This is a genomic window from Nitratireductor mangrovi (assembly GCF_007922615.2).
Classification (GTDB): domain Bacteria; phylum Pseudomonadota; class Alphaproteobacteria; order Rhizobiales; family Rhizobiaceae; genus Mangrovimarina; species Mangrovimarina mangrovi.
This window is the reverse complement of record NZ_CP042301.2, coordinates 1,331,853-1,355,673: the sequence shown is the minus strand read 5'-3', so window position 1 is coordinate 1,355,673 and position 23,821 is coordinate 1,331,853. Positions and strand designations below refer to the sequence as shown.

General features: G+C 64.1%; 27 protein-coding genes. 12 read left to right on the top strand and 15 right to left on the bottom strand.

Going from position 1 to position 23,821, the window contains the following annotated elements:
• Positions 1–7: 7 nt before the first annotated feature.
• Both FQ775_RS06630 and FQ775_RS06625 read right to left on the bottom strand, forming a co-directional pair.
• Positions 8–949: an alpha-E domain-containing protein gene (locus FQ775_RS06630; RefSeq protein ID WP_146301163.1), complete on the bottom strand. Its 942-nt coding sequence runs from the start codon at positions 947–949 to the stop codon at positions 8–10.
• A 41-nt stretch (positions 950–990) separates the two neighbouring features.
• The gene (locus tag FQ775_RS06625; protein WP_167812793.1) at positions 991–2,406 is read right to left on the bottom strand and encodes a circularly permuted type 2 ATP-grasp protein; all 1,416 of its coding nucleotides are present in this window, start codon (positions 2,404–2,406) and stop codon (positions 991–993) included.
• Positions 2,407–2,681: 275 nt separating this feature from the next.
• On the opposite strand from FQ775_RS06625, the gene FQ775_RS06620 reads away from it, so the two are divergent.
• The gene (locus FQ775_RS06620) at positions 2,682–3,101 is read left to right on the top strand and encodes a DUF4864 domain-containing protein (RefSeq protein WP_146301164.1); all 420 of its coding nucleotides are present in this window, start codon (positions 2,682–2,684) and stop codon (positions 3,099–3,101) included.
• Between the two features lie 18 nt (positions 3,102–3,119).
• Here the strand turns inward: FQ775_RS06620 and FQ775_RS06615 are convergent, their stop codons facing one another.
• From FQ775_RS06615 to coaD, 7 genes are all read right to left on the bottom strand, one after another.
• Positions 3,120–3,524, bottom strand: coding sequence for a DUF2177 family protein (locus FQ775_RS06615; RefSeq protein WP_146301165.1), 405 nt, complete (start codon positions 3,522–3,524; stop codon positions 3,120–3,122).
• A gap of 68 nt (positions 3,525–3,592) precedes the next feature.
• On the bottom strand, positions 3,593–4,723 hold the full coding sequence (gene tgt, locus FQ775_RS06610; protein WP_146301166.1) for a tRNA guanosine(34) transglycosylase Tgt: 1,131 nt from the start codon (positions 4,721–4,723) through the stop codon (positions 3,593–3,595).
• Positions 4,720–5,799, bottom strand: coding sequence for a tRNA preQ1(34) S-adenosylmethionine ribosyltransferase-isomerase QueA (gene queA / locus FQ775_RS06605; protein ID WP_146301167.1), 1,080 nt, complete (start codon positions 5,797–5,799; stop codon positions 4,720–4,722). Before queA ends, tgt begins: the two co-directional genes overlap by 4 nt.
• Complete coding sequence (locus tag FQ775_RS06600) at positions 5,796–6,191, bottom strand: hypothetical protein (protein WP_146301168.1); 396 nt, start codon at positions 6,189–6,191, stop codon at positions 5,796–5,798. The genes queA and FQ775_RS06600 overlap by 4 nt, the downstream gene beginning before the upstream one ends.
• Positions 6,191–6,703, bottom strand: a complete 513-nt coding sequence (locus tag FQ775_RS06595; protein WP_146301169.1) for a peptidylprolyl isomerase — start codon at positions 6,701–6,703, stop codon at positions 6,191–6,193. Before FQ775_RS06595 ends, FQ775_RS06600 begins: the two co-directional genes overlap by 1 nt.
• Positions 6,704–6,738: 35 nt before the next feature.
• Positions 6,739–7,326 carry a peptidylprolyl isomerase gene (locus tag FQ775_RS06590; RefSeq protein ID WP_146301170.1) on the bottom strand — a complete coding sequence of 196 codons (588 nt, stop codon included), beginning with the start codon at positions 7,324–7,326 and terminating at the stop codon, positions 6,739–6,741.
• A complete protein-coding gene (gene coaD / locus FQ775_RS06585) occupies positions 7,323–7,838 on the bottom strand; it encodes a pantetheine-phosphate adenylyltransferase (RefSeq protein ID WP_146301171.1) in 516 nt (171 codons plus the stop codon). Before coaD ends, FQ775_RS06590 begins: the two co-directional genes overlap by 4 nt.
• Positions 7,839–8,137: 299 nt before the next feature.
• Between coaD and FQ775_RS06580 the strand changes: the two genes are divergently transcribed.
• A complete protein-coding gene (locus tag FQ775_RS06580; RefSeq protein WP_167812792.1) occupies positions 8,138–8,278 on the top strand; it encodes a hypothetical protein in 141 nt (46 codons plus the stop codon).
• A gap of 84 nt (positions 8,279–8,362) precedes the next feature.
• Here the strand turns inward: FQ775_RS06580 and gyrA are convergent, their stop codons facing one another.
• Positions 8,363–11,155 (bottom strand): DNA gyrase subunit A, encoded by a 2,793-nt coding sequence (gene gyrA / locus FQ775_RS06575; RefSeq protein WP_167812791.1) that lies wholly within the window; start codon positions 11,153–11,155, stop codon positions 8,363–8,365.
• A 220-nt stretch (positions 11,156–11,375) separates the two neighbouring features.
• Entirely contained in the window at positions 11,376–12,197 is an 822-nt protein-coding gene (locus FQ775_RS06570) for a helix-turn-helix transcriptional regulator (protein WP_146301172.1), read from the bottom strand.
• Between the two features lie 84 nt (positions 12,198–12,281).
• Here FQ775_RS06570 and FQ775_RS06565 point away from each other — a divergent pair, with 84 nt between their 5' ends.
• From FQ775_RS06565 to FQ775_RS06550, 4 genes are all read left to right on the top strand, one after another.
• A complete protein-coding gene (locus FQ775_RS06565) occupies positions 12,282–12,818 on the top strand; it encodes a hypothetical protein (RefSeq protein WP_146301173.1) in 537 nt (178 codons plus the stop codon).
• A 24-nt stretch (positions 12,819–12,842) separates the two neighbouring features.
• The gene (locus tag FQ775_RS06560; protein WP_146301174.1) at positions 12,843–13,217 is read left to right on the top strand and encodes a VOC family protein; all 375 of its coding nucleotides are present in this window, start codon (positions 12,843–12,845) and stop codon (positions 13,215–13,217) included.
• A 103-nt stretch (positions 13,218–13,320) separates the two neighbouring features.
• Positions 13,321–13,950, top strand: a complete 630-nt coding sequence (locus tag FQ775_RS06555) for a MarC family protein (protein WP_146301175.1) — start codon at positions 13,321–13,323, stop codon at positions 13,948–13,950.
• Between the two features lie 10 nt (positions 13,951–13,960).
• Complete coding sequence (locus tag FQ775_RS06550) at positions 13,961–14,140, top strand: hypothetical protein (RefSeq protein WP_146301176.1); 180 nt, start codon at positions 13,961–13,963, stop codon at positions 14,138–14,140.
• A 60-nt stretch (positions 14,141–14,200) separates the two neighbouring features.
• Here the strand turns inward: FQ775_RS06550 and FQ775_RS06545 are convergent, their stop codons facing one another.
• The 4 genes from FQ775_RS06545 to FQ775_RS06530 all read right to left on the bottom strand — a co-directional run bounded on the left by FQ775_RS06545 (position 14,201) and on the right by FQ775_RS06530 (position 16,373).
• Entirely contained in the window at positions 14,201–14,902 is a 702-nt protein-coding gene (locus FQ775_RS06545; protein ID WP_146301177.1) for a glutathione S-transferase family protein, read from the bottom strand.
• Positions 14,903–15,025: 123 nt separating this feature from the next.
• Positions 15,026–15,406, bottom strand: coding sequence for a hypothetical protein (locus FQ775_RS06540; protein ID WP_206064836.1), 381 nt, complete (start codon positions 15,404–15,406; stop codon positions 15,026–15,028).
• A 48-nt stretch (positions 15,407–15,454) separates the two neighbouring features.
• Positions 15,455–15,877 carry a VOC family protein gene (locus FQ775_RS06535; RefSeq protein WP_146301178.1) on the bottom strand — a complete coding sequence of 141 codons (423 nt, stop codon included), beginning with the start codon at positions 15,875–15,877 and terminating at the stop codon, positions 15,455–15,457.
• 7 nt (positions 15,878–15,884) lie between these two features.
• The gene (locus FQ775_RS06530; protein ID WP_146301179.1) at positions 15,885–16,373 is read right to left on the bottom strand and encodes a single-stranded DNA-binding protein; all 489 of its coding nucleotides are present in this window, start codon (positions 16,371–16,373) and stop codon (positions 15,885–15,887) included.
• Positions 16,374–16,614: 241 nt separating this feature from the next.
• Here FQ775_RS06530 and FQ775_RS06525 point away from each other — a divergent pair, with 241 nt between their 5' ends.
• From FQ775_RS06525 to FQ775_RS06500, 6 genes are all read left to right on the top strand, one after another.
• A complete protein-coding gene (locus FQ775_RS06525) occupies positions 16,615–16,932 on the top strand; it encodes a hypothetical protein (RefSeq protein WP_146301180.1) in 318 nt (105 codons plus the stop codon).
• Positions 16,933–17,688: 756 nt separating this feature from the next.
• Complete coding sequence (gene uvrA / locus FQ775_RS06520; protein WP_146302075.1) at positions 17,689–20,613, top strand: excinuclease ABC subunit UvrA; 2,925 nt, start codon at positions 17,689–17,691, stop codon at positions 20,611–20,613.
• 107 nt (positions 20,614–20,720) lie between these two features.
• A complete protein-coding gene (locus FQ775_RS06515) occupies positions 20,721–21,092 on the top strand; it encodes a hypothetical protein (protein WP_146301181.1) in 372 nt (123 codons plus the stop codon).
• A 51-nt stretch (positions 21,093–21,143) separates the two neighbouring features.
• Positions 21,144–22,421, top strand: coding sequence for a nucleoside 2-deoxyribosyltransferase (locus FQ775_RS06510; protein WP_167812790.1), 1,278 nt, complete (start codon positions 21,144–21,146; stop codon positions 22,419–22,421).
• Positions 22,418–23,044, top strand: coding sequence for a 7-cyano-7-deazaguanine synthase (locus tag FQ775_RS06505; RefSeq protein WP_146301183.1), 627 nt, complete (start codon positions 22,418–22,420; stop codon positions 23,042–23,044). The genes FQ775_RS06510 and FQ775_RS06505 overlap by 4 nt, the downstream gene beginning before the upstream one ends.
• 11 nt (positions 23,045–23,055) lie before the next feature.
• Positions 23,056–23,700 carry a hypothetical protein gene (locus FQ775_RS06500; protein ID WP_206064833.1) on the top strand — a complete coding sequence of 215 codons (645 nt, stop codon included), beginning with the start codon at positions 23,056–23,058 and terminating at the stop codon, positions 23,698–23,700.
• The last annotated feature ends 121 nt before the right edge of the window (positions 23,701–23,821 follow it).

The window sequence follows — 23,821 nt, the reverse complement described above, 5'->3', positions numbered from 1 at the left end:
AGCGTCCTCAGTAGAACCGGTAGTTCTGGGCGATCTCGTTGCCGAGACGGTTGTTCTCGCGGATGAAGTCGGTGAGATATTCGTGCAGCCCGACGTCGAAGATCTTCTCGGCCGAGTTGCCCTTGATCTTGCCGAGGGTGGAATCGACGATGTCGTGGCAGGGATGGCGCACACCGTACTCGGCGGCCAGAAAATTCAGGCTCTCGGAAATGTTGCGGTAGCAGAAGGCGAGCGAGCGCGGCATGCGCCCGTTGAGGATCAGGAAGTCGGCGATGTTCGTCGCCTTGTAGTCGCCTTCATAGACCCAGCCATAGGAGCGGTAGGCGGCGACCGAGCGCAGGATCGATTCCCACTGGTGGTTGTCGAGCGTCGAGCCGACCCAGGAAAGCGACGGCAGCAGCACGTAATATTTGACGTCGAGGATGCGGGCGGTGTTGTCGGCGCGCTCGACGAAGGTGCCGATCTGCGCGAAATCGAAGATCTCGTTGCGCAGCATGGTGCTGTAGAAGGCGCCACGGATCAGCGCGGTCTGGCGTTTCACGGCGCCCAGCACCTTGGGCAGGTCGCGCGCGTCGACCGGCCGGGCCAGCATGCGCTTCATCGCCATCCACGCTTCGTTGATGCTTTCCCAGGTCTCGCGGGTCAGCGCCGTGCGCACCATGCGGCCATTGTTGCGCGCCGCCTCGATCGAGGCCATGACGCTCGACGGATTCGACATGTCGCGCAGCAGATATTCCGACACCGTCTCGGTCGTGAACTCGTCGTGACGCTGGCGGAAATCCTGCTCCGCGCCGGCGCTGACGACGACCGAGCTCCACTCCTCGGCCGGCGCGGTGGTGCGGGTCAGCGCCAGCCGCAGCCCGGCATCGACCAGCCGCGCCATGTTTTCGGCCCGCTCGATGTAGCGGTTCATCCAGTAAAGGCCGTTGGCGGTGCGACCGAGCAGCATGTCAGGCCGCTCCGCGGCGCAGGTTCTTGCGCTTTGCGGGCCTAGTCATCCAGCACCCACGTATCCTTGGTGCCGCCGCCCTGCGAGGAATTGACCACCAGCGAGCCCTTCTTGAGCGCCACCCGCGTCAGCCCGCCCGGCACGATCTGCACCTTGTCGGAGACCAGCACGAACGGGCGCAGATCGACATGGCGCGGCGACAGGCCCGACTTGGTGAAGATCGGGCAGGTCGACAGCGACAGCGTCGGCTGCGCGATGTAGTTGTTGGGCTTGGCCTTCAGCTTTTTGGCGAAGGCCTCTCGGTCCTTCTTGGTCGCCGCCGGCCCGACCAGCATGCCGTAGCCGCCGGAGCCGTGAACCTCCTTCACCACCAGTTCGTGCAGGTGCTCGAGCACGTATTTCAGGCTGTCGGGTTCGGAGCAGCGCCAGGTCGGGATGTTGCCGAGGATCGGCTTGCGCCCGGTATAGAACTCCACGATCTCAGGCATGTAGGAATAGATCGCCTTGTCGTCGGCGATCCCCGTTCCGGGCGCATTGGCGATCGTGATGTTGCCGGCGCGGTAGACATCCATGATCCCCGCCACGCCTAGTGCTGAATCCGGCCGGAAGGTCAGCGGATCGAGGAAGCCGTCATCGACGCGCCTGTAGAGCACGTCGATCTCCTTGTAGCCCTCGGTGGTGCGCATCGCGACGCGACCGTCGACAACGCGCAGATCGGAGCCCTCGACCAGTTCGACGCCCATCTGGTCGGCCAGGAAGGCATGTTCGAAATAGGCCGAATTGTAGATGCCGGGCGTCAGGACGGCGACCCGCGGAGAAGCCTTGCGGCATCCCTCGGGCTGCACGCGGGCAAGCGACTGCCGGAGGAGCTGCGGATAATTCTCGACCGGCTTGACCTTGATCGCCTGAAACAGCTCCGGGAAGAGCTGCATCATGGTCTCGCGGTTCTCCAGCATGTAGGAGACGCCCGAAGGCGTGCGCGCATTGTCCTCCAGCACAAAAAAATCGTTCTCGGCCGTGCGGACGATATCGACGCCGATGATGTGGGTGTAGACGCCGGCCGGCGGCCTGACCCCGATCATCTCGGGCTGGAAGGCCTCGTTCTCGGCGATCAGTTCCTTGGGGATGCGCCCCGCCCTCAGGATTTCCTGGCGGTGGTAGATGTCGTCTAGGAAGGCGTTGAGCGCCATGACGCGCTGTTCGATGCCCTGCGTCAGGCGTCGCCATTCTTGCCCGGAGATGATGCGCGGCACGATATCGAACGGGATCAGCCGCTCGGCGGCCTCGGCCTCGCCATAGACGGCGAAGGTGATGCCGGTCTTGCGGAAGACCTGTTCGGCGTCGCCCGCCTTTTCGACAAGACGCGCCGCATCCTGTGCGTTGAGCCACTTCTCGTAGTTCGAATAGGGCCCGCGGACCGTGGATCCGTCGGGCCGCATCTCGTCAAATGCTACCACGCGGCAGTTCCCCTGTGCCGTCCATTTCAAAGCCTTCACCGAAGGAAATCAAGCGCGGAGACGAGAAATTTCAAGCGCTTCGCGGCCAACCGCCCCAGCCTCACCCCATCTCGTGCCCGGAGCGTGGGCAGTTTGCACACCGGATCGGCAATGCTCCGGCCCGCGCCATTGGCACCGGGGTGAAACCCCAACGCGCCCGAAGCCGTATCTGCTAGAATAGCGAAACAGGCGCGATGCCGTGTGCGGCGTCCCGCCGTCAACAGGGAGCGGGAAACATGCGGAAAACCCTGAGTTTGGCGATCGTTCTGGCCGGCCTCGCCGCCGCACCGGCGGCAGCCGGCGACGCCGAGATATCGGCCGCGCAGTCGACCATCGACCAGCAGCTGCAGGCCTTCCTCGCCGATGACGAGGCCGCCGCCTACAGCCTCGCCGCGCCCAGCATCAAGCGCATGTTTCCGTCCGTCGAATCCTTCATGGCCATGGTCGAGGGCGGTTACATGCCGGTGCGCCGGCCGCAGAGCTACGCCTTCGGCAAGACCCACGAATTGAGCCCGACATCGATCATCCAGCAGGTGCTGCTGGTCGGCCCCGACGGCAAGAACTACGAGGCGGTCTACACGCTCGAACTGCAGGAGGACGGGGTCTTCCGCATCACCGGCTGCAGCCTGCGCGCCTCGAGCGCGCTCAGCACCTGACCCGAGCGGCGGGTCCGGTCAGGAGGGCGCGAAGGCTTGCAGGACCAGCACGGTTGCGCCGGCGACGAATCCGCTGAGCACCGTGCCCCACAGCGTGTCGACGATCGCCACCACCGGGTCGTAGCCGGCAAGTGTGGCATAGTTGGTCGCGTCATAGGTGAGGTAGCAGAAGAAGCCGAACAGCGCGCCGTTGAGCGCCGCGGTCTGCCAGGACCCGTTCGCCAGACCCGCGCTGACAGCGAAATAAACCAGCCCGGCGACATAGACCGCATAAAAGATCACGGCGACCCCGGCACGCGGTTGCGGCAGCAGGAGTTCGCCCAGTCGCGAGGCATAAAAGCCGCGCGCCACCAGCCCGATCCAGACCAGATCGATGGCGAGGAAGATGGTTGCGGCGATACCGTAGGCGGCGAGAAATCGCATGATGTCGTGGGCTCCTCTTCATTGCGCAGTCAAAAGAACTACGCAACAAGGCCCCGTCCGGTTTCGCCTCAGCGCGGAGGAATGTCGCCGCGCTCCCAGCCTTCGGACAAGGCAGCAGCATGGTCGGTCAGCCTTGCCGTCTCGATCGCGTCGCGCAGCCCCTGCATCAGCGACTGGTAGTAGGAAAGATTGTTCCAGGTCAGGAGCATGCCGGCGAGTGCCTCGCCCGACTTCACCAGATGGTGCAGATAGGCGCGGCTGTAGTCGCGCGCCGCGGTACAGTCGCTCTCCTCGTCGAGCGGCCGCGGGTCCTCGGCGTGGCGCGCATTGCGCAGGTTGATCTTGCCACGCCTGGTGTAGGCCAGCCCGTGCCGCCCTGCCCGCGTCGGCATCACGCAGTCGAACATGTCGATGCCGCGCATCACCGCCTTGACGATGTCGTCAGGCGTGCCGACCCCCATCAGGTAGCGCGGCTTCTCCTTCGGCAGCACCGGGCAGACGACATCGAGCATGTCGAGCATCACCGCTTGCGGCTCGCCGACCGCCAGCCCGCCGACGGCGTAACCCTTCAGGCTCATCGCCTTCAGCGCCTCTGCCGAGCGCTCGCGCAGCGCGGGGCGGTCGCCCCCCTGCACGATGCCGAACATCGCCTTGCCGGGCTGGTCGCCGAAGGCTGCTTTGCAGCGCTCGGCCCAGCGCAGCGAAAGCTCCATCGCCTTTTCGATCGCCGTTTCCTCGGCCGGCAGCGCCACGCATTCGTCGAGCTGCATCTGGATATCGGAATCGAGCAGGCCCTGGATCTCGATCGAGCGCTCCGGCGTCAACTCGTATCTGGCCCCGTCGACATGCGACTTGAAGGTCACGCCCTTCTCGGTCAGTTTGCGCAATTGCGCCAGCGACATCACCTGGAAGCCGCCGGAATCGGTCAGGATCGGGTAGGGCCAGCGCGCGAAATCGTGCAGTCCGCCAAGCCGCGCCACGCGTTCGGCGCCCGGCCGCAGCATCAGGTGGTAGGTGTTGCCGAGGATGATGTCGGAGCCGAGCGCGCGCACCTGGTCGAGATACATCGCCTTGACCGTGCCGGCGGTGCCGACCGGCATGAAGGCCGGGGTGCGCACCGCGCCGCGCGGCATCGAGACGAGCCCGCGCCGCGCCTTGCCGTCGGTGGCCAGGACCTCGAAGGAAAACCGGTCGCTCAACCTTCGCTTCCCCGAAACAAAAGACAGGCATCGCCATAGGAATAGAAGCGGTAGCCGCGTTCGATCGCATGGCCATAGGCGGCCCGCATCGTCTCCAGCCCCGAAAACGCCGAGACCAGCATGAACAGCGTCGAGCGCGGCAGGTGGAAATTGGTCATCAGCACGTCGACCGCCCGGAACCTGTAGCCCGGCGTGATGAAGATGTCCGTCGCGCCCGACCAGGCCGACAGCGTCCCGTCCTCGGCCGCGGCACTTTCCAGCAGCCGGAGCGAGGTCGTGCCCACCGAGACGATCCGCCCTCCCCGCGCCCGCACCGCGTTGAGCGCCGCCGCCGTCTCTGCCGAGACATGGCCGAATTCGGCATGCATGACATGGTCGGAGGTGTCTTCTGCCTTGACCGGCAGGAAGGTGCCGGCCCCGACATGCAGCGTCACGAAATGACGCTGGATGCCCGCCTCGTCCAGCGCGGCAAACAGTCCCTGCGTAAAATGCAGTCCCGCCGTCGGCGCGGCGACAGCCCCTTCCTCGCGGGCGTATATGGTCTGGTAGTCCTCGCGGTCGCGCGCGTCCTCGTCGCGCTTCGAGGCGATATAGGGCGGCAGCGGCACATGGCCCGCCGCCTTCAGCGCCTCGTCCAGTGCCGCGCCGGCAAGGTCGAAGCGCAGCAATGCTTCGCCCGCCTCGCCCTTTTCCTCGACCGTCGCGTCGAGCGATCCGAGCAGGCAGAGATTGCCGGTATGGCCGAAACTGATGCGCTCGCCCTCGCGCACCCGCTTGGCCGGGCGCAGGAAGGCCTTCCAGGCATCCGGCGCGACCCGCATATGCAGCGTCGCGTCGATCTGGGCGACCGCGCCGTCGCGGCGCCTCAGCCCCGACAGTTGCGCCGGGATCACCCTGGTGTCGTTGAAGACGATGGCATCGCCCGAACGCAGCAGGCCGGGGAGATCACCGACCGAGCGGTCTTCGAGGTCTCCGCCCGCGCCAACGACCAGTAGCCGCGCCGCGTCGCGCGGCTCGACCGGGCGCAACGCGATCCGCTCCTCCGGTAGCTCGAAATCGAAAAGCTCGACCTTCATCCCCGTTCGGAACAGTCGACCACGAAAGCGCCCTCGCCCCGGAAGGAAAACACGCCCCCGGAGGCGAAATGGTCCCCCTCGTCCAGCGAGAAGGCGCGCAGACGGGCGGCGATGATCTCGCCGGCCGGTTCGTCGGTGAGGTCGACCAGCAGCCGCCCGTCGCCCTCGAAAGCCTGGCCGAGGGCGATCGGCATGCCCGGCACGGCGTCGGGCTGGCTCGACCAGGACTTGTCGCCGATCGTCACCGTCGCCCGCAGCACCGACAGCGCTTCGGCGCGGCCGACGAGCAGATGCACGTTGACGCCCTCGCCCGTGCAATAGATCTCGCCCGTCGCCCAGGCCGGTGTCGACGCCAGCAAAAGGGCGGCCGCGGCAAGGGCGGACCGGCGCATCAGGCGGCGTCCGCCGCCACGCGCATGGAGATGATCTTGTCGGGGTCCTGCACCGGCTCGCCGCGCTTGATCTTGTCGACATGCTCCATGCCTTCGACGACCTGACCCCAGACCGAATATTGGCGGTTCAGGAAGGATGCATCGTCGAAGCAGATGAAGAACTGCGAATTGGCCGAGTTCGGGTTCTGGGCCCGCGCCATCGAGCAGGTGCCGCGGCCGTGATTGGCGTTGGAGAACTCGGCCTTCAGGTCGGGCTTGTCGGAACCGCCCATGCCGGCGCGCGACGGGTCGAAGGCCTTCCCGTCCGACTTGCCGTAGCGCACGTCGCCGGTCTGGGCCATGAAGCCGTCGATGACGCGGTGGAAGACCACGCCGTCATAGGCGCCTTCGCGGGTCAGTTCCTTGATGCGGCCGACATGCCCGGGCGCCAGGTCCGGCAGGAGCTCGATTACCACCTTGCCCTTGGTGGTCTCCATGAGGAGGGTGTTTTCCGGATCCTTGATCTCGGCCATGAAAAGTCCTTTCGCTTGGTTGCCCGTCTCGCGGGTCAGTTGCCGTCGGCGGCGATCTTCACGTCGAGCATGCGGTCGGGATCGCTGACGACACCGTTCTGCGCCGGGTCGCCGCGCTTGATCCGGTCGACCAGTTCCATGCCGTCCTCGACCTCGCCAATGATCGTGTAGGCGCCGTCGAGATTGGGCGCCGGCGCGAACATGATGAAGAATTGCGAATTGGCCGAGTTCGGGTTCTGTGCCCGCGCCATGCCGACCGTGCCGCGCACGAAATGCTCGTCGGAAAACTCCGCCGGCAGGTTGCTGCGCGACGATCCGCCGGTGCCCACGCGCCGCGCGTTGAAACCGTCGGCCATATCGCCGAACTGGACGTCGCCGGTCTGCGCCATGAACCCTTCGATGACGCGGTGGAACGCGACATTGTCATAGGCGCCTTCGCGCACCAGCGCCTTGATCTGCTCGACATGTTGCGGTGCAAGGTCGGGCCTGAGCGCGATGGTCACGTCGCCGTCCTTGAGCGTGATCACCATGGTGTTTTCGGGCTCTGCGGCGATGGCGTTGCCGGTGAGCCCCGCGGCTACCACAAGGGCGGCGGTGAAATGATGCAAACGGTCGAAAATCATGAACCTGTCCTTCCGCGGGGAAACTTCCTGTCGAGGGCGGCCTTGACCACGTCGGGCACGAAAGCCCCGATCTCACCGCCCATCGCGGCTATCTGGCGCACGAGTGTGGCGGTAATGGTGCGGACTTGCGGGCTCGCCGGAATGAAGACGGTCTGCAGTTCCGGCGCCATGGTCTCGTTCATGCCGGCCATCTGCATCTCGTAGTCGAGGTCGGTGCCGTCCCGCAGGCCGCGGATCATGATGGTGGCGCCGTGCTTGCGTGCGGCATCGACCAGGAGCCCGTCGAAGGACACGACCTTGAGCCGGCTGCCCTGGCCGTCGAACTCGTTCGCGGCCACCGCCTCGATCAGCTTCAGCCGCTCCTCGAAGGAGAAGACCGGCGTCTTGCCGGGCTGGATGCCGATGGCGACGATTACCGTGTCGACGATGGCGAGCGCGCCCTTGAGAACATCGAGGTGGCCGTTGGTGAGCGGGTCGAACGACCCGGCATAGATGGCAACGTGCTGTTTCATGCCCTCGGCTTCTAGCCATGCTTGGGGTCAAACGCAATCGGCGGCAAACCGAGGGGCCGGACCGCGCTCTTAAGCAATTCCAGGAAAAGTGGAAACCGGTTTTCCGTCCGGAATTGCGCAGAAACAAGCGGTTGGAGCCAGTCGACGATTCTGTGAAACGATGAACGGTTCTGGCGAAGATGAACGGTGGATGAACGGGTCGATCAGCAGGCGTTCAAGGCGCGCAAAGTAAGACTTCTCACAGACGCATGAAACCAAACGCGCTTCAATGCGTTCTCGAAGCAAAGGAGACCAATGCCATGCTGATCACCTTGCTCGCCGCGGCCATGACCATCGCCATGCTGATTGCCACCGCGTTCGGTTTCTATGAAGAGGCGCAGCGCCAGAAGCTTGAGGTGCGCGCCACGCGCGGCCGCCGCTTCGGTCCGCCGCACCGCTGATTTCTGACCATCCTCCCAGGGCTTGCGGTTGTTCCGGAAGCCTGAAACTTGGGGCCGCCCGCCGGGCGGCCCTTTTTCTTTGGCTTATTGCGATGTGTCGGGTGCGGCGGGCGGAGCCTCACCGCCGGCCTCGGCTTCCGCCGCGCCGGGATCGGCCTCGGCCTCCTCTTCCTCCTGCGCCTCGGAAATGCGCTCCACCGACACCACGCGCTCGCCCTCGGCGGTGTTGAAGATCGTCACCCCTTTGGTGGCGCGGCTGGCGATGCGGATGCCGGTCACCGGCACGCGGATCACCTGGCCGCCATTGGAGACCAGCATGATCTGGTCGTCGGGATCGACCGGGAAGGTCGCCACCAGCCGGCCGATCTCGGCCACCTTGGAAACGTCGGTGGCGCGGATGCCCTTGCCGCCGCGGCCGGTCAGCCTGAAATCGTAGGATGACGAGCGCTTGCCGTAGCCGAATTCGGTAACCGTCAGAACGAACTGCTCGTGTTCCTTCATGAACTCGTAGAACTCGTCCGTCAGCTCCTCGACCTCGCTGACCTCCTCGTTGGTGAGCACGATCTCCTCGTCCTCGCCCGTCGCCAGCCGCCTTTCGGCGGTGGCGCGGCGCAGATAGGCAGCGCGTTGTGCGGGATTGGCGTCGACATGCTCGAGGATGGTCATCGAGATGGCCCGTTCGCTGTCGGCCATGGCGATGCCGCGCACGCCGACCGAGTTGCGGCCGACGAAGACACGCACGTCGGTGACCGGGAAGCGGATGCACTGGCCGCTGTCGGCGGTCAGGAGCACGTCGTCGTTCTCGGTGCAGGTCGCGACATTGAGGATGGCGTCGTCGGCATCGAGCTTCATCGCGATCTTGCCGTTGCGGTTCACTTGCACGAAATCCGACAGCTTGTTGCGCCGCACCGTACCGCGCGTGGTCGCGAACATGACGTCGAGTTCGCCCCAGCGCGTTTCGTCTTCCGGCAGCGGCATGATCGCGGTGATGCGGTCGCCTTCCTCCAGCGGCAGCATGTTGCGCAGGAACTTGCCGCGCGATTGCGGCGTGCCGACCGGCAGGCGCCAGACCTTCTCCTTGTAGACGATGCCGCGCGAGGAGAAGAACAGGATCGGCGTGTGGGTCGAGGCGACGAACAGCCGGGTGACGAAGTCGTCGTCCTTGGTCGACATGCCGGAGCGGCCCTTGCCGCCGCGCGCCTGGGCCCGGTAGATCGAGAGCGGCACCCGCTTGATGTAGCCCTCATGGGTGACGGTGACGACCATCTCCTCGCGCTGGATAAGGTCCTCGTCCTCCATGTCGGGACCGCCCTCGGCGATCTCGGTGCGCCGCGGCGTGCCGAACTCGTCGCGCACCGCGGCCAGTTCGTCCTTGACGATCTGCTGGATGCGGGCGCGCGAACCCAGGATTTCGAGATAGTCCTTGATCTCCTCGCCGATCGTGTTGAGCTCGTCGCCGATCTCGTCGCGGCCGAGCGCCGTCAGGCGCTGCAGGCGCAGGTCGAGGATGGCGCGTGCCTGCTCCTCGGAGAGGAAATAGGTGCCATCCTCGTTGATGCGGTGGCGCGGATCGTCGATCAGCCGGATCAGTGCCTCGACCTGCTCGGCCGGCCAGCGCCGTTCCATCAATTGGCTGCGCGCCGTCTGCGGGTCGGGCGCATGCCTGATCAGCTTGATCACCTCGTCGATATTGGCAACCGCGATCGCCAGTCCGACCAGCACGTGGGCGCGGTCGCGCGCCTTCCTGAGCAGGTATTTGGTGCGCCGGCTGACGACATCCTCGCGGAAGAAGACAAATGCCTTCAGGATGTCGTGCAGGTTCATCAGTTCCGGCTTGCCGCCGTTGAGCGCCACGAGGTTGGCGCCGAACGAGGTCTGCAGCGGCGTGTAGCGGTAGAGCTGGTTGAGAACCACGTCGGCGACGGCGTCGCGCTTCAGCTCGATCACCACCCGGTAGCCCTGGCGGTCGCTCTCGTCGCGGATGTCGGAGATGCCCTCGATGCGCTTGTCGCGCACCAGTTCGGCCATCTTCTCGATCATGCTGGCCTTGTTGACCTGAAACGGCACCTCGGTGACGATGATCGCCTCGCGGTCGTTGCGGATCTCCTCGAAATGCACCTTGCCGCGCATCTGGATCGAGCCGCGGCCTGAATCATAGGCCGAATAGATGCCGCCGCGGCCGAGGATGATGCCGCCGGTCGGGAAGTCCGGCCCGGGGATGATCTCCATCAGCGAGGGCAGGTCGATCGCCGGATTGTCGATGACGGCGATCGCCGCGTCGCAGACCTCGGACAGATTGTGCGGCGGCACGTTGGTCGCCATGCCGACGGCGATACCGCCCGAGCCGTTGACAAGCAGGTTCGGAAACCGCGCCGGCAGCACCTTGGGCTCGCTCGACGAGCCGTCGTAATTGTCCTGGAAGTCGACCGTGTCCTTGTCGATGTCTTCCAGCAGTTCGTGCGCGGCCTTGGTCAGCCGCGCCTCGGTGTAACGCATCGCCGCCGGCGGATCGCCGTCGATGGAGCCGAAATTGCCCTGCCCGTCGATCAGCGGCAGCCGCATCGACCAGTCCTGCGCCATGCGCACCAGAGCATCGTAGATCGAGGCGTCGCCGTGCGGGTGGTATTTGCCCATCACGTCGGCGACGGGGCGCGCCGACTTCACATATTTGCGGTTCCAGTGATAGCCGTTCTCGTGCGAGGCGTAGAGGATGCGCCGGTGCACCGGCTTCAGCCCGTCGCGCACGTCCGGCAGCGCCCGGCTGACGATCACGCTCATCGCGTAATCGAGATAGGAACGCTGCATCTCCTCGATGATGGAAACCGGCTCGATGCCGTCGGGCTCGTCCGGCGGACGCGTTGTCGTCTTGTCGGTCAAATCAGGTCACGATCGAAATGAGGAATCATCGGCCTCCTTATATAGGATGCCGGCGAAATTCTCCAACCTCGACGCCTGATTTTCGGCGCTCAAAAGTGCTTTGAAAACAACGCATTACGCGCGCATTCTTTTTCAGTTCCGATTGCCTTCCGGGGAGTGCCGGAAAACTGCCCGAATCGGTCGCCGTGCGCCACGGGGAACCTGCGTCGCCAGCGTCCGGTCAGGCGGCCGGCTTCGCGCGTCGCAACGTGCTCGGCGACACGCCGAAGACACGGCGGAACCGGCGGTTGAAGGTCGACAGGTCGCCAAAACCGGCGTCGTAGGCGATCGCCGCGACACCGTCGCGTCCGTGGCGCAGCGCGGCGGCGGCGCGGTGCAGGCGCCGCAACAGCAGGTACTGGTAAGGAGTCGTCCCGGTCACCTGGCGAAATACGCGCAAGAAGTGGAACCGGCTCAGCCTTGCCTCCTCGGCCAAAGCGGCCAGCGACACCTCCATCGCGACATCGGCCTCGATCCTTTGCAACGCCGCACTCACCGCGCGTTCCTCGCGTGCCGTCGGTGCCTTCATCCTGTCCGCCGCCGCACCGGCGAGCGCGGCCGACGCCACGCGCAGCGCGAGTTCGGCGAAGGCCGGCCGGTCATCGTCTTCCGCGGCCACCGCGAGATCGCTGGCCAGTCGCGCCGTTGCGGTGCCGGGCGGCAATGCGGCGCGGGCGAAACCGCTGCCGCGTGCGCCGGCTACCTCGCGTGCCGTTTCCTCGATGTAATCGCCGGAAAAGTGGAAGGAGATGCAGCGGTCGCCCACCGAGTGATCATGCCCGCATTCGAAGCAGGCGCCCTGCCGGCCGAACAACATCGCGCCGGGCGCCAGCAGCGCCTCGCCGGTCGAGGAGCGGTAGCGGAAGCTGCCGCCGCTCACCAAGGCGACGCAGAAATTCGCGTGCTGCTCCTCGAACGGCCGGTCGTTCGGCCCGGGATCGCAGACGATGTCCTTCACGTACCAGCCGTCGCCGGTCGCCAGTTCGCGCCCGAGGATTCCCATGCATGCAGAATAGCAATTTCTCCCAAGCCGGACCATCGGCCGCGCGGCTAACAGGGCGATCATCATGACAGAAAGGTCAGGAGCATGAACACGATCGCAACCCGCAGCCTGCCCCGCTTGCTGCATGCCGACGGGCCGGCCGCGGAGATCGCCGCCAAGGCGGAACTCTATGGCTGGCTGGTCGGCGACTGGGAGATGGACGTCGTCCGGCACCTGCCCGACGGCACGACCGCAACTGGCCACGGCAGCGCCCATTTCGGCTGGGTGCTGCAAGGCCGCGTAATGCAGGACATCTGGCGCATCCCCGGTTTCCGCGACCCCGGCGCCGACGATCCCGCCGCGGCCCTGATGCATGGCACCACGCTGCGCATCTTCGATCCGAAGCTCGACGCCTGGCGCATCATCTATGCCGATCCGGTCCGCCACGTCTATTCGCGCCAGATCGGCCGTGCGGCGGGAAAGGACATCGTCCAGGAAGGCGTCGACGAGGACGGCGTGCAAAACCGCTGGCGCTTCACCGAAATCACTGCGGACAGTTTTCACTGGATCGGTGAGGTCCGCGACGCGGAAGGCGGCGACTGGCGCCGCATCGTCGAATTCTTCGCCCGCCGCGTCGCCTGAGCTTCAAAAAAGGAGAAACGAACGATGTTCGATCATGTCTCGATCGGCGTGGCCGATCTCGCCCGCAGCCGCAAATTTTATGATACGGCGCTCGCCGCGCTCGGTCTGTCTCTGCTGCATCAGGACCAAACCTCGCTCGGCTACGGCACGGATCGCATCGGCCTGTGGGTGCTGGCCGCGAAGACACCTGTCGTCGCCGATCCGGGCTCCGGCCTGCACCTCTGCCTGACCGCCCCGGATCGGGGCGCCGTCGACCGCTTTCACGCCGCCGCGCTTGCCGGCGGCGGTTCCGACAACGGTCGGCCGGGGCTACGCGCCGACTATGGCAACGGCTATTACGCCGCCTTCGTCGTCGATCCCGACGGCTACCGGCTGGAGGCTTACCGGCAGGAGAGTTGAGCACGCGACGGTCGGCCGCCCGTCGGCCCCTCCCCCGCCGCTGCGACCGGCTGGCCAAGCGGCGCTGCCGGCGGTACATCTGGCCGGACGCGGGGGGAACTTGATGCCGAGCCTCGACCAGATCTTCAACGCATTCGTTACCATCCTGGTGACGATCGACCCGCCCGGGCTGGCGCCGCTGTTCCTGGCGCTGACCCGCGGCATGAACCGGGCCGAGCGCCAGCAGGTCGCACTGCGCGCCTCGGTCATCGGCTTCCTGCTGCTTGCCCTGTTCGCGCTCGCCGGCGCCGCGATCCTGTCGGTCTTCGGCATCACCTTGCCCGCCTTCCGGGTCGCCGGCGGCCTGCTCCTGTTCTTCATCGCCTTCGAGATGGTTTTCGAGCGCCGTCAGGAGCGCAAGGAAAAGAGCGCCGACGTCGCCATCACCAAGGACATGATCCACAACATCGCCGCCTTCCCGCTCGCGATCCCGCTGATTGCCGGCCCCGGTGCGATCTCGGCCACGGTGCTGCTGTCAGGCTCGTTCGAAGGCGCCGTCGGCCAGGCCGCCCTGGTGGCGGTCATCCTCGCCGGCATTTTGCTCACCTATCTGGTGTTCCTGCTCGCCGAACGGGTCGATGGTTTTCTTGGCCAGACCGGGCGCTCGATCCTCACCCGCCTGCTCGGCGTCATCCTTGCCGCCCTCGCCGTCCAGTTCGTCGCCGACGGCATCAAGGCGCTGATGGCGGCGTGAGGCCGCCGGCATGGTCTCGGAACTCACCGCCCACCGGCGCGCCTTCTGGGCCTTCTTCGCCGACGAATTGCCGGACCTTGCCGTGCGCACCGTGCCGCGCAGAACGCGCGGCAACGAGACGACTCAGTCCGCCTGTCGTTCGCGGCTGGCTGAGCGGGCGCCGGCGATAATCACGGTTATTGCGGTTTGACCCCCAGCTTCGCGTCGCCGTATCCGCACTGATGCAGTGACTACGCGACCCCGTTTTTGTTTATCTCGAGCCGGCATCCTTCTTGTAGATCGGGGTGCCATCCGGCTCATACGCCACTACCCCCGGCTCCCACCACCAGATCGGGTTCGCCTTGAAGCTCTCCCGCTCGTCAAGTCGCTCAAGCAACGTCGAAACCCTGGCAAAGCTCTCGAGACCAAGCTCGATGCCGAGGGGACGCGCCTGCACGAAACGGACGTGTGATGCCAGAAAGATATCCTGCATAGACACGTAGCCTGGCACGAAACCGTCGCCATCACCTAGCTGACCCTCAAGCCAGTTCAAGATGCGAAACAGCTTCTCTGCCGATCTCTGCAGATGTGCGTTCTGCTGTAGGGCAATTCCCGACCATCTCATCTGAGAAATGGTCGTTGCCGCATTTCCGAACGTCTGGATCGTCGCGAATACCAACTTGTCATGCCATTCGAACTCCGGCCGGAAGGCGTGGGTTGCCAGTGGCAATCCAGCTGCTCCGTTCTGCCGATAGGTCGACAGCAGGTACTCAACGATCAAGCCACTTTCCCAAAGTGTCAGGTCTCCGTCCCAGAAAGTAGGTACCTGCAGAGTTGGTGTCGCTGCGACTCGTTCTTCGACGCTCGGCGTTGTGATCTCCTCACGCCTCTCATAGTCGAGCGCGAGTTCGTCGAGAACAATACGGACGGCTCTCGCAAATGGCGAGCCAGTAGTGAACAAGAGTGCGCGCATAGTCCGACCACCTCCATTTCACAGGCAGGCATCAGGAACCGGCCAACAATCCGCGGCACAAATGTGGGCAGACATCTACCGTTGGGCCCGCCAATGGGAATAGAACATTCTCGCAATGGCTTGTCACCGCCCAGGCAAGGCCACCGTCATCTCGCGCCCGCCGAAGCCGTGCACCTTGTCATTCGCGCGGATGGTCACCTCACGCACATCATCGGGAATTGCGATGCCGCTCTGGCTTCGCGTGAAGGGCTGCTCGTCGACATGCGGATGCAACAGCACGCGCTCGCCCAGCACCTTGCCGTCCGGTCCGAGCACCTCCCAGCGGTCGGCGTAATGGTCCCAGCCCTCGTCGGCGTGACGCACGGTGACATCGAAGCGATAGGTGCCGTCCTGCGCCCGCTCGGCGCGCGCATCCACGACATCGGCGTCGCCGGCATGGGCCGCGCCTCCGGCCGCCAGCAAGGCAACGCAGAACGCGGCGGTTAAATGTCTGATCAGAGCCATGCCTGCCGTTCTGCGGCAGGACGCGCTCAAGCGCCAATCACGAACCCGTCAGGGTTTTGCCGCGAACGCGAGCGGATGGCCGGCAGCGAATTCGATCAGGTCCCACTGGTTGCCGTAGAGGTCCCGGAACACGGCGACCGTGCCGTAATCCATGACCTTCGGGTCACGCACGAACTCGACGCCTTCGCCAAGATAGCGCTTGTGGTCGCGCTCGAAATCGTCGGTCTGCAGGAACAGGAAGACGCGGCCGCCGGTCTGGTTGCCGACCGCCGCCGCCTGCCCGTCGTCCGATGCCCGGCCGAGCACCAGCGAGGTGCCGCCACCCGGTGGCGCGACGACCACCCAGCGCTTGTCCTGTTCGGGCTGGTAGCTGTCTTCCAGCAGTTCGAAGCCGAGCTTGCCGCAATAAAACGCGATGGCCTCGTCATAGTCGCGCACCACGACCATGACGTGCGCGATGCGCTGCATCACTGACCGCTCAGAACGGGATTTCGTCGTCGAGGTCGCGCGAGAAACCGCCGCCCCCGCCGCCACGCTGGGCATCGCCGGGGCCGGAGGAACCGAAATCCGAACCGCGATTGGCCGGCGCGCTGTACTGGCCGCCCTCGCCCTGGTTGCGCGAATCCAGCATCTGCAGCTCGCCGCGGAATTTCTGCAGCACGACCTCGGTGGTGTAGCGGTCCTGGCCCTGCTGGTCCTGCCATTTGCGGGTCTGCAACTGGCCCTCGATATAAACCTTGGCGCCCTTCTTCAGATATTGCTCGGCCACCTTGGCGAGATTGTCGTTGAAGATCACGACATTGTGCCATTCGGTGCGCTCGCGCCGTTCGCCGGACTGGCGGTCGCGCCACGTCTCGGAGGTCGCGATCCGCATGTTGACGACCGGGTCGCCGGAATTGAGGCGGCGAATTTCCGGGTCCGCGCCCAGATTGCCCACCAGAATGACCTTGTTCACGCTACCCGCCATCACTCGCCTCCACGCTCGTCCGAAACGGAAAATTGCTGATCGGCGCGCATCCTATCCGATCGCCGCCGCCGCCGCGCGGTGCTTCCGCGTTATCGCGGCTCTGTCCACAAGCAGTTTGTTCTTTTTTTGTTCTATATGGGCCGGGCCACGATTGCAAGCGCTGCGCGGATCGTGATCGCGCCCCGATTGGCAAACGGCGCGGTTGATATTATCTCTACGCCTCGATCCCCGGAGCCCGGTCATGCCCAGATTTTTCGCAACCGCCATCGTCGTCGCCGCCGCGTCGCTTGCCGCCATGCCGCTGGCCTCGGCCGATGACAGCCTGCCGGGCGTGAAGCACGGCGCCGGCACGGTCACGACCGACATCCTGATCGGCGAGCCCGAGGACGGCGTGCCGGTCGGCTCGACGCCGGGCTCGTACAAGGTCGGCAATTGGGACGTGACCATTTCGGGCAGCGTCTCCTACCAGATCGGCTTCGGCGGCTATCGCCATGACGGCCGCTCGAGCCCGGTCGTGAACCCGCAACAGCCCGGTCCCAACGCCTCCATCTCCCGATAGGGACGTCCCGCTCCGTCTGAAGCACGGCCCCAGGCGGCACGCGAAGACTATCGCTCGCCGCGCGGCTGCTCGACGGCTGACGCATGACGGCTGGAAGTCGCCCACGCGAAACATCGCGCCCAGACGACATAGCCCCCGAAAAAAGTGAGGCCTCGCCGCTGCCTGTTCCGAGCGCGCGAGGCCTTCCTGGGTTTTTCCCGATCTCCGGGTGTATCAGGTGATCTTCCCGGAGGAGCCGGTCAGGGTCTCGCTCCGGTGCATTCTTCAACGATGTGGTTTGATTTCGACGTGCGGCCCCGTCGGGCGCTCAGGCGTCCGTCAGGTCCGACGTGGTCCCGCCGTGAAACGGGACCTGCAGGGACTGTCCGGCGGATTCATGCCTCTCTCCTCTGCTGTTGGTACCGACACCGTTCCGCGCTCATTCCTCGCACCCGCGTCGTCTCACGGGCGGTCCCGGCTTGCGGTTGACCCGAGGCGGCTGCGGAACTTCCGGGACTCTGCGCCCTCGCCGGCCGGCCTGTCAACAAAAGCGCGCCCGGGCGGGGCAAAATGTGATCGCACGCGGCGGTCAATTGTCCACAAGCGGGTTGTCAGGAGCCCGTTCGGCCTTTGTTCTTTTGACTTGCCCTGCCCGCTCAAAGGAGTCTAACTCGGCTGGCGGGAAGCCCTCGACGCGACGGCGGGGCGACCTATGTAAAGGCGGGCCTGGTCGCGCAGCGCCCATCCCAACCGACACCCGACATGGCATCAGGCGGCATGGCCGAGCACAAGTTCATCTCCATTCGCGGCGCACGCGAGCACAATCTCAAGAATGTCGATCTCGACATTCCCCGCAACAGCCTCACCGTGATGACCGGGCTCTCCGGCTCCGGCAAGTCGTCGCTCGCCTTCGACACCATCTATGCCGAGGGCCAGCGCCGCTATGTCGAGAGCCTGTCGGCCTATGCGCGCCAGTTCCTGGAGATGATGCAGAAGCCCGACGTCGACCAGATCGACGGGCTCTCGCCGGCGATCTCGATCGAGCAGAAGACGACGTCGAAGAACCCGCGCTCCACCGTGGGCACGGTGACCGAGATCTACGACTATATGCGGCTGCTCTTTGCTCGCGTCGGCGTGCCCTATTCGCCGGCCACCGGCCTGCCGATCGAGAGCCAGACCGTCTCCCAGATGGTCGACCGGGTGCTGGCGCTCGAGGAAGGCACGCGGCTTTACGTGCTGGCGCCGATCGTGCGCGGCCGCAAGGGCGAATACCGCAAGGAACTCGCCGAACTTCAGAAGAAGGGCTTTCAGCGCGTCAAGATCGACGGCCAGTTCCACGAGATCGGCGACGCGCCGGCGCTCGACAAGAAATTCAAGCACGACATCGACGTCGTCGTCGACCGCGTCGTGGTGCGCGAGGACCTCGGCGCGCGGCTCGCCGACAGCATCGAGACCTGCCTGAAGCTCGCCGACGGGCTCGCCGTGGCCGAATTCGCCGACCGCCCGCTGCCGCCGGAAGCGCTGTCGGGCGAGGCCGCCAACAAGTCGAAGAACGACACCCACGAGCGGCTGCTGTTTTCCGAAAAGTTCGCCTGCCCGGTGTCGGGCTTCACCATTCCCGAGATCGAGCCGCGTCTTTTTTCCTTCAACAACCCGTTCGGCGCCTGCCCGTCCTGCGACGGTCTCGGCAGCCAGCGCACCATCGACGCCGAGTTGGTCGTGCCCGACGAGGCGCTGTCGCTCCGCGACGGTGCCGTGGCGCCGTGGTCGCGATCGACCTCGCCCTATTACACCCAGACGCTGGAGGCGCTCGGCAAGGCCTACGGCTTCAAGCTCGGCGACCGCTGGCGCGACCTGCCCGACGAGGCCCGCAACGCCATCCTCCACGGCACCGGCGAGCGCCAGATCACCTTTTCCTATGATGACGGCCTGCGCTCCTACCAGACCAGGAAGACCTTCGAGGGCGTGGTGCCCAATCTCGAACGGCGCTGGAAGGAGACCGAATCGGCCTGGAGCCGCGAGGAGATCGAGCGTTACATGTCCTCGGTCCCCTGCCCGGCCTGCGCCGGCTACCGGCTCAAGCCCGAGGCGCTCGCCGTCAAGATCGACGGCCTGCATATCGGCGAGGTCACGGCGAAATCGATCCGCAAGGCCGGCCAATGGTTCGAGGCCCTGCCCGAGCGGCTGACCGCCAAGCAGAACGAGATCGCGGTGCGCATCCTCAAGGAGATCCGCGAGCGCCTCACCTTCCTGAACGATGTCGGCCTCGACTATCTCACCCTGTCGCGCAATTCCGGCACGCTGTCGGGCGGCGAAAGCCAGCGCATCCGCCTCGCCTCGCAGATCGGCTCCGGGCTGACCGGCGTGCTCTACGTGCTCGACGAACCCTCGATCGGCCTCCACCAGCGCGACAATGCGCGCCTGCTCGACACGCTCAAGCATCTGCGCGACCTCGACAACACCGTCATCGTCGTCGAGCATGACGAGGACGCGGTGCTTTCGGCCGACCATGTCGTCGACATCGGCCCCGCCGCCGGCATCCATGGCGGCCGCATCGTGGCGGAAGGCACCCCGGCCGAGATCATGGCCAATCCCAATTCGCTCACCGGGCAATATCTCTCCGGCGCGCTGTCGATCCCGCTGCCCGAGGCGCCGCGGCCGCTGAAGAAGAACCGCCGCATCCGCGTCGTCGGCGCGCGCGGCAACAATCTGCAGAACGTCACCGCCGACATCCCGCTCGGCACGTTCACCTGCGTCACCGGCGTGTCGGGCGGCGGCAAGTCGACCTTCCTGATCGAGACGCTCTACAAGGCCGCCTCGCGCCGCATCATGGGCTCGCGCGAGCACCCGGCCGAGCATGACCGCATCGAGGGGCTGGAATTCCTCGACAAGGTCATCGACATCGACCAGTCGCCCATCGGCCGCACCCCGCGCTCCAATCCTGCCACCTATACCGGCGCCTTCACGCCGATCCGCGACTGGTTCGCCGGCCTGCCCGAGGCCAAGGCGCGCGGCTACCAGCCGGGCCGCTTTTCCTTCAACGTCAAGGGCGGGCGCTGCGAGGCCTGCCAGGGCGACGGCGTCATCAAGATCGAGATGCATTTTTTGCCCGACGTCTACGTCACCTGCGATGTCTGCGCCGGCAAGCGCTACAACCGCGAGACGCTCGAGGTCACCTTCAAGGGCAAGTCGATCGCCGACGTGCTCGACATGACGGTCGAGGAAGGTGCGGTCTTTTTCCAGGCGGTGCCGGCGGTGCGCGACAAGCTCGTCACCCTGGCCAAGGTCGGGCTCGGCTACATCCATGTCGGACAGCAGGCGACGACGCTGTCGGGCGGCGAGGCGCAGCGCATCAAGCTCGCCAAGGAGCTGTCGCGCAAGGCCACCGGCAAGACGCTCTATATCCTCGACGAGCCGACCACCGGGCTCCACTATCACGACGTCGCCAAGCTCTTGGAGGTACTGCACGAGCTCGTCGACCAGGGCAACACCGTGGTCGTCATCGAGCACAATCTGGAGGTCATCAAGACCGCCGACTGGGTGCTCGACCTCGGTCCCGAAGGCGGCGACGGCGGCGGCGAACTGGTCGTCGCCGGCCGCACCACCGACGTCATGGCCGAGCCGCGCAGCTACACCGGGCAGTTTCTGAAGGAGCTGCTGGAGAGAAGGCCGGGGGGAAGAAAGGCAGAGGCGGCGGAGTAGACCTTCGCTCGGATTGGCGGAGCAGCTGGTTGTGCATTGAGTAAATCAATACTTGATAAGGTGAAACTGCCATAGGTAATATTGCGCTCGACTTACGGGAGAGAGCAATGGGTAGCGGCGGCTCGGGACGTTTTAGCGACTATTCTGGCAATAAGAAAACCGGATCAGGTAGTGGAGCGGCCGGTGGCTCAAGCGGCTCCGATAAGTGCCGTGAAGCGTTTTCCGCTAGTCTTGAGGACGTAGCTAGCCACGACTACTACAAGAACCATAAATCCAGTCCTGCGGTTGGTGCTAAGCTATCTGTTCAGGTCAAGGGGCGGGTTGTTGCAGTCATAGGATCGGAGTCGGTTGGATCTCTGCCGACACGCCTCAACTATCTTGCCGGCTGCTTGGAGGATGGGTTCACCTATACGGGAATCGTGACTGCATCCTCGAACGGTAGTAATCCTCAGGTCCAGGCCGATTTTGTTGCTGACTAGATGCCAGGTTCAGTTCCGATACTGATTGGTGAAGTCACGGTCGACTTCACGATGCCGACACGCAGCACGGAAGCAAAGGTAAGACTTGGCGGCGTGGTGCATGCTGCTCGGGGCCTGTGGGCTTCTGGGCAGAACTACGCTGTCGGGGTATTTTGCCCAGCGTACCTGATCGAGCAAGCGCAGGATTATCTGACTAAGCACGGCTGTAGAGACTTTATCCTCCTAGGGGAGGTAACAGGTGCGCCCAACGTCATCGCAATTGCCGACGTGAAAGAGGTTGGACATCAAGGCTACGAAGACCTCCTGCGTGACGAGAGAAAAGTTGTTCCAAATCGCGAGCACGCGGATTTGGGTCGATTTCATTCTGTCGTAATCTTCCCGGGTCGCTATGATTTAGCCGACGTGGTTCGTCAGCTCGACCCCGATGCTCTAGTCACAATCGATATCGCCTACGACGTGGATGACGCTGAATTCCTTCGTTCGCTTTCCGGTCGAATCGACTCGGTGGCAATCTCGACTTCGTCTGAATTGTTCTCCAGCATTGCATCGAGCGACGTTGCCCCAATGCTGGAATTGGCGAAGGACATCGGCGCGAGGCACCTACTGCTGAAAGAGAACCGCGGCGGCAGTAGGCTATTCGATCTCGGTACTGGCGACATCGAATATGTTCCAGCCAGACTAGACGTCACTACAAACTCGGTGGGCGTGGGGGACGTCTTCACAGCCGTGTTTGGCACACTCGACAGCAGCATCCGAGATGCTGCTTGGCGAGGTATGCAAGCCGCAACGATCTATTCACAAACTACGTGGCCGGATGATCTTAAACGGGGCATTGAACGAGAACTACGGTTGCCTATCGACGTCGTCCGCGGTTTGGGCGGCGTCACACTGCCTTGGCATGCGCGCCGGGGTCTGCAAATTTATTTAGCGGCGCCAGACTTCTCGTATGCAGATCATGCTGAAATTCGCGCAGCTGTTGAAGCGTTGGAGTACCACAACTTCTGTGTCAGAAGGCCGGTAAAGGAAAATGGCGAGGCTGATCGAGACTCTCCAGTTGCGTCTCTCACTGCCTACTACATCAGCGACGTGCGGTTGCTAGGGGAATGTGCAGCAGTTTTCGCGATTCCGATTGAACGCGATCCCGGAACGCTGGTTGAGATTGGTCTTGCGATTGAGATGGGAAAGCCGGTTGTCACCTTTGATCCTCGTAATGAGAACCGGAACACAATGGTGGTCAAAGGAAGTTCCACATATTCGCCCGACCTCGACCTTTGTTTGAATGGAATGTTTGACGCCCTATCGAAGCTCCATAGGGACGCTTCAACATGACTCAAGGCGTGATGCTTCTTGCATCTGGTGGCTTGGACTCGACGACCGTCGCATTCGGGCTGCACGCAGAGGGGAAGGACGTAACCCCACTTTTTTTTGACTATGGTCAACACTGCGTCGAGACCGAATGGGACCGAGTCAATGAAGTGTTGCCGAAGGGTATGAGACGCCCCGAGCGTGTTGATCTCTCCGATCTCTTTCGGGATTCAAAATCGAGATTGATCGTTGAAGCCAACCTCTGGACGGACGATGTACGTGACGATGATTTGTACATCCCTTACCGAACACTTCTGTTCTATGCAGCAGCAGCCGCTAGGGCGCAGACCTTAGGTATATTCGAGGTCTATACAGGTTTCATTAATAGCAACCATGCTAAGGAAATTGACTGCACTGCCGAGTTTATGAACAAACTTGACGGGCTGACTGACGCTATCGGACCAGTTCGGTTTATGTCGCCCTATCGATACTCATCGAAGACAGAGGTCACTCAAGAGGCCATACGGCTCGGCGTCCCCATCGGTAGGACGTTCTCCTGCCAAGCGTCTAGCAATCTTCCTTGTGGAGCTTGCCCAAACTGCGTTGAGCGCCTAGGAGCGCTTCGGCAAACCGGCCTGCTGCGATGACCGGAGCTAAGATGGACCGAGTTGAACTACTGAGGGCCGCACGTCGAGTGGCAGACTTTGCGTCCACGCAGGGTGTCCCGTCGACATATTCCGTGCGCCGTTCAACATATGACCACGCCGGAGCACTACTTGCGGATGCGGTGCTCCAAGCGGGGCTTAGCTACCGTACAGTGGTCTGGCCGCGTGTGGGCCGCATCCTAAAGGAGTTTCCCCAAGCGGATCGCGTCAGTGCTCTTATCTGTGTCATCCGGAACGGTCGAACCGAGGCTCTGCTCGATTGGCAGCACCCCACCAAAGTTGCGCGTTTTGAGAGCCTGGTCGACTTCCTGCATGCGTCAGAAGTGGATACGATTGAAGATATACGGCGAGTTCTCAAGACTGATACGTTCTGCGCCGATCTTCTGCTATTGAAGGGTGTAGGTCTGAAGACGATCGATTACATGTCTTGCTTGGTAGGAATCGAGTCGATTGCCGTAGATCGGCATATCAGGACGTTTGCGGCGAAGGCGGGTGTCGACAGAGACGAGTACAGCTTCCTAAAGAACGCGTTCTGCTTTGCAGCCGATCTACTCTCCATCTCACGGCGGGAATTTGATGCGTGGGTGTGGTCTCGTGAAGCGAACAAACAATCAGCACAACTGAATCTCGCCTTCTAGGATGACGTTCTGCTAACAATGGCTCCAACTCTTATCGCCACCCCTCCAGCCTCCCCTACAATCCCGTCGCCCTCAAACGGAAGGGCGCCGCCCTGACAGCCTGCGATCGGGCGTCACCGCA

Bases quoted from the DNA above. Each gene is read 5' to 3' on its own strand.
- queA (WP_146301167.1), bottom strand. From the start codon at position 5,799: ATGAAGGTCGAGCTTTTCGATTTCGAGCTACCGGAGGAGCGGATCGCG.
- FQ775_RS06595 (WP_146301169.1), bottom strand. From the start codon at position 6,703: ATGGCCGAGATCAAGGATCCGGAAAACACCCTCCTCATGGAGACCACC.
- FQ775_RS06525 (WP_146301180.1), top strand. From the start codon at position 16,615: ATGCCCAGATTTTTCGCAACCGCCATCGTCGTCGCCGCCGCGTCGCTT.
- FQ775_RS06630 (WP_146301163.1), bottom strand. From the start codon at position 949: ATGCTGCTCGGTCGCACCGCCAACGGCCTTTACTGGATGAACCGCTAC.
- FQ775_RS06590 (WP_146301170.1), bottom strand. From the start codon at position 7,326: ATGATTTTCGACCGTTTGCATCATTTCACCGCCGCCCTTGTGGTAGCC.
- FQ775_RS06570 (WP_146301172.1), bottom strand. From the start codon at position 12,197: ATGGGAATCCTCGGGCGCGAACTGGCGACCGGCGACGGCTGGTACGTG.
- FQ775_RS06620 (WP_146301164.1), top strand. From the start codon at position 2,682: ATGCGGAAAACCCTGAGTTTGGCGATCGTTCTGGCCGGCCTCGCCGCC.
- FQ775_RS06555 (WP_146301175.1), top strand. From the start codon at position 13,321: ATGCCGAGCCTCGACCAGATCTTCAACGCATTCGTTACCATCCTGGTG.
- uvrA (WP_146302075.1), top strand. From the start codon at position 17,689: ATGGCCGAGCACAAGTTCATCTCCATTCGCGGCGCACGCGAGCACAAT.
- FQ775_RS06545 (WP_146301177.1), bottom strand. From the start codon at position 14,902: ATGCGCGCACTCTTGTTCACTACTGGCTCGCCATTTGCGAGAGCCGTC.
- FQ775_RS06615 (WP_146301165.1), bottom strand. From the start codon at position 3,524: ATGCGATTTCTCGCCGCCTACGGTATCGCCGCAACCATCTTCCTCGCC.
- coaD (WP_146301171.1), bottom strand. From the start codon at position 7,838: ATGAAACAGCACGTTGCCATCTATGCCGGGTCGTTCGACCCGCTCACC.
- FQ775_RS06500 (WP_206064833.1), top strand. From the start codon at position 23,056: ATGGACCGAGTTGAACTACTGAGGGCCGCACGTCGAGTGGCAGACTTT.
- FQ775_RS06580 (WP_167812792.1), top strand. From the start codon at position 8,138: ATGCTGATCACCTTGCTCGCCGCGGCCATGACCATCGCCATGCTGATT.
- FQ775_RS06515 (WP_146301181.1), top strand. From the start codon at position 20,721: ATGGGTAGCGGCGGCTCGGGACGTTTTAGCGACTATTCTGGCAATAAG.
- FQ775_RS06530 (WP_146301179.1), bottom strand. From the start codon at position 16,373: ATGGCGGGTAGCGTGAACAAGGTCATTCTGGTGGGCAATCTGGGCGCG.
- FQ775_RS06600 (WP_146301168.1), bottom strand. From the start codon at position 6,191: ATGCGCCGGTCCGCCCTTGCCGCGGCCGCCCTTTTGCTGGCGTCGACA.
- FQ775_RS06540 (WP_206064836.1), bottom strand. From the start codon at position 15,406: ATGGCTCTGATCAGACATTTAACCGCCGCGTTCTGCGTTGCCTTGCTG.
- FQ775_RS06505 (WP_146301183.1), top strand. From the start codon at position 22,418: ATGACTCAAGGCGTGATGCTTCTTGCATCTGGTGGCTTGGACTCGACG.
- FQ775_RS06565 (WP_146301173.1), top strand. From the start codon at position 12,282: ATGAACACGATCGCAACCCGCAGCCTGCCCCGCTTGCTGCATGCCGAC.
- FQ775_RS06560 (WP_146301174.1), top strand. From the start codon at position 12,843: ATGTTCGATCATGTCTCGATCGGCGTGGCCGATCTCGCCCGCAGCCGC.
- FQ775_RS06510 (WP_167812790.1), top strand. From the start codon at position 21,144: ATGCCGACACGCAGCACGGAAGCAAAGGTAAGACTTGGCGGCGTGGTG.
- FQ775_RS06550 (WP_146301176.1), top strand. From the start codon at position 13,961: ATGGTCTCGGAACTCACCGCCCACCGGCGCGCCTTCTGGGCCTTCTTC.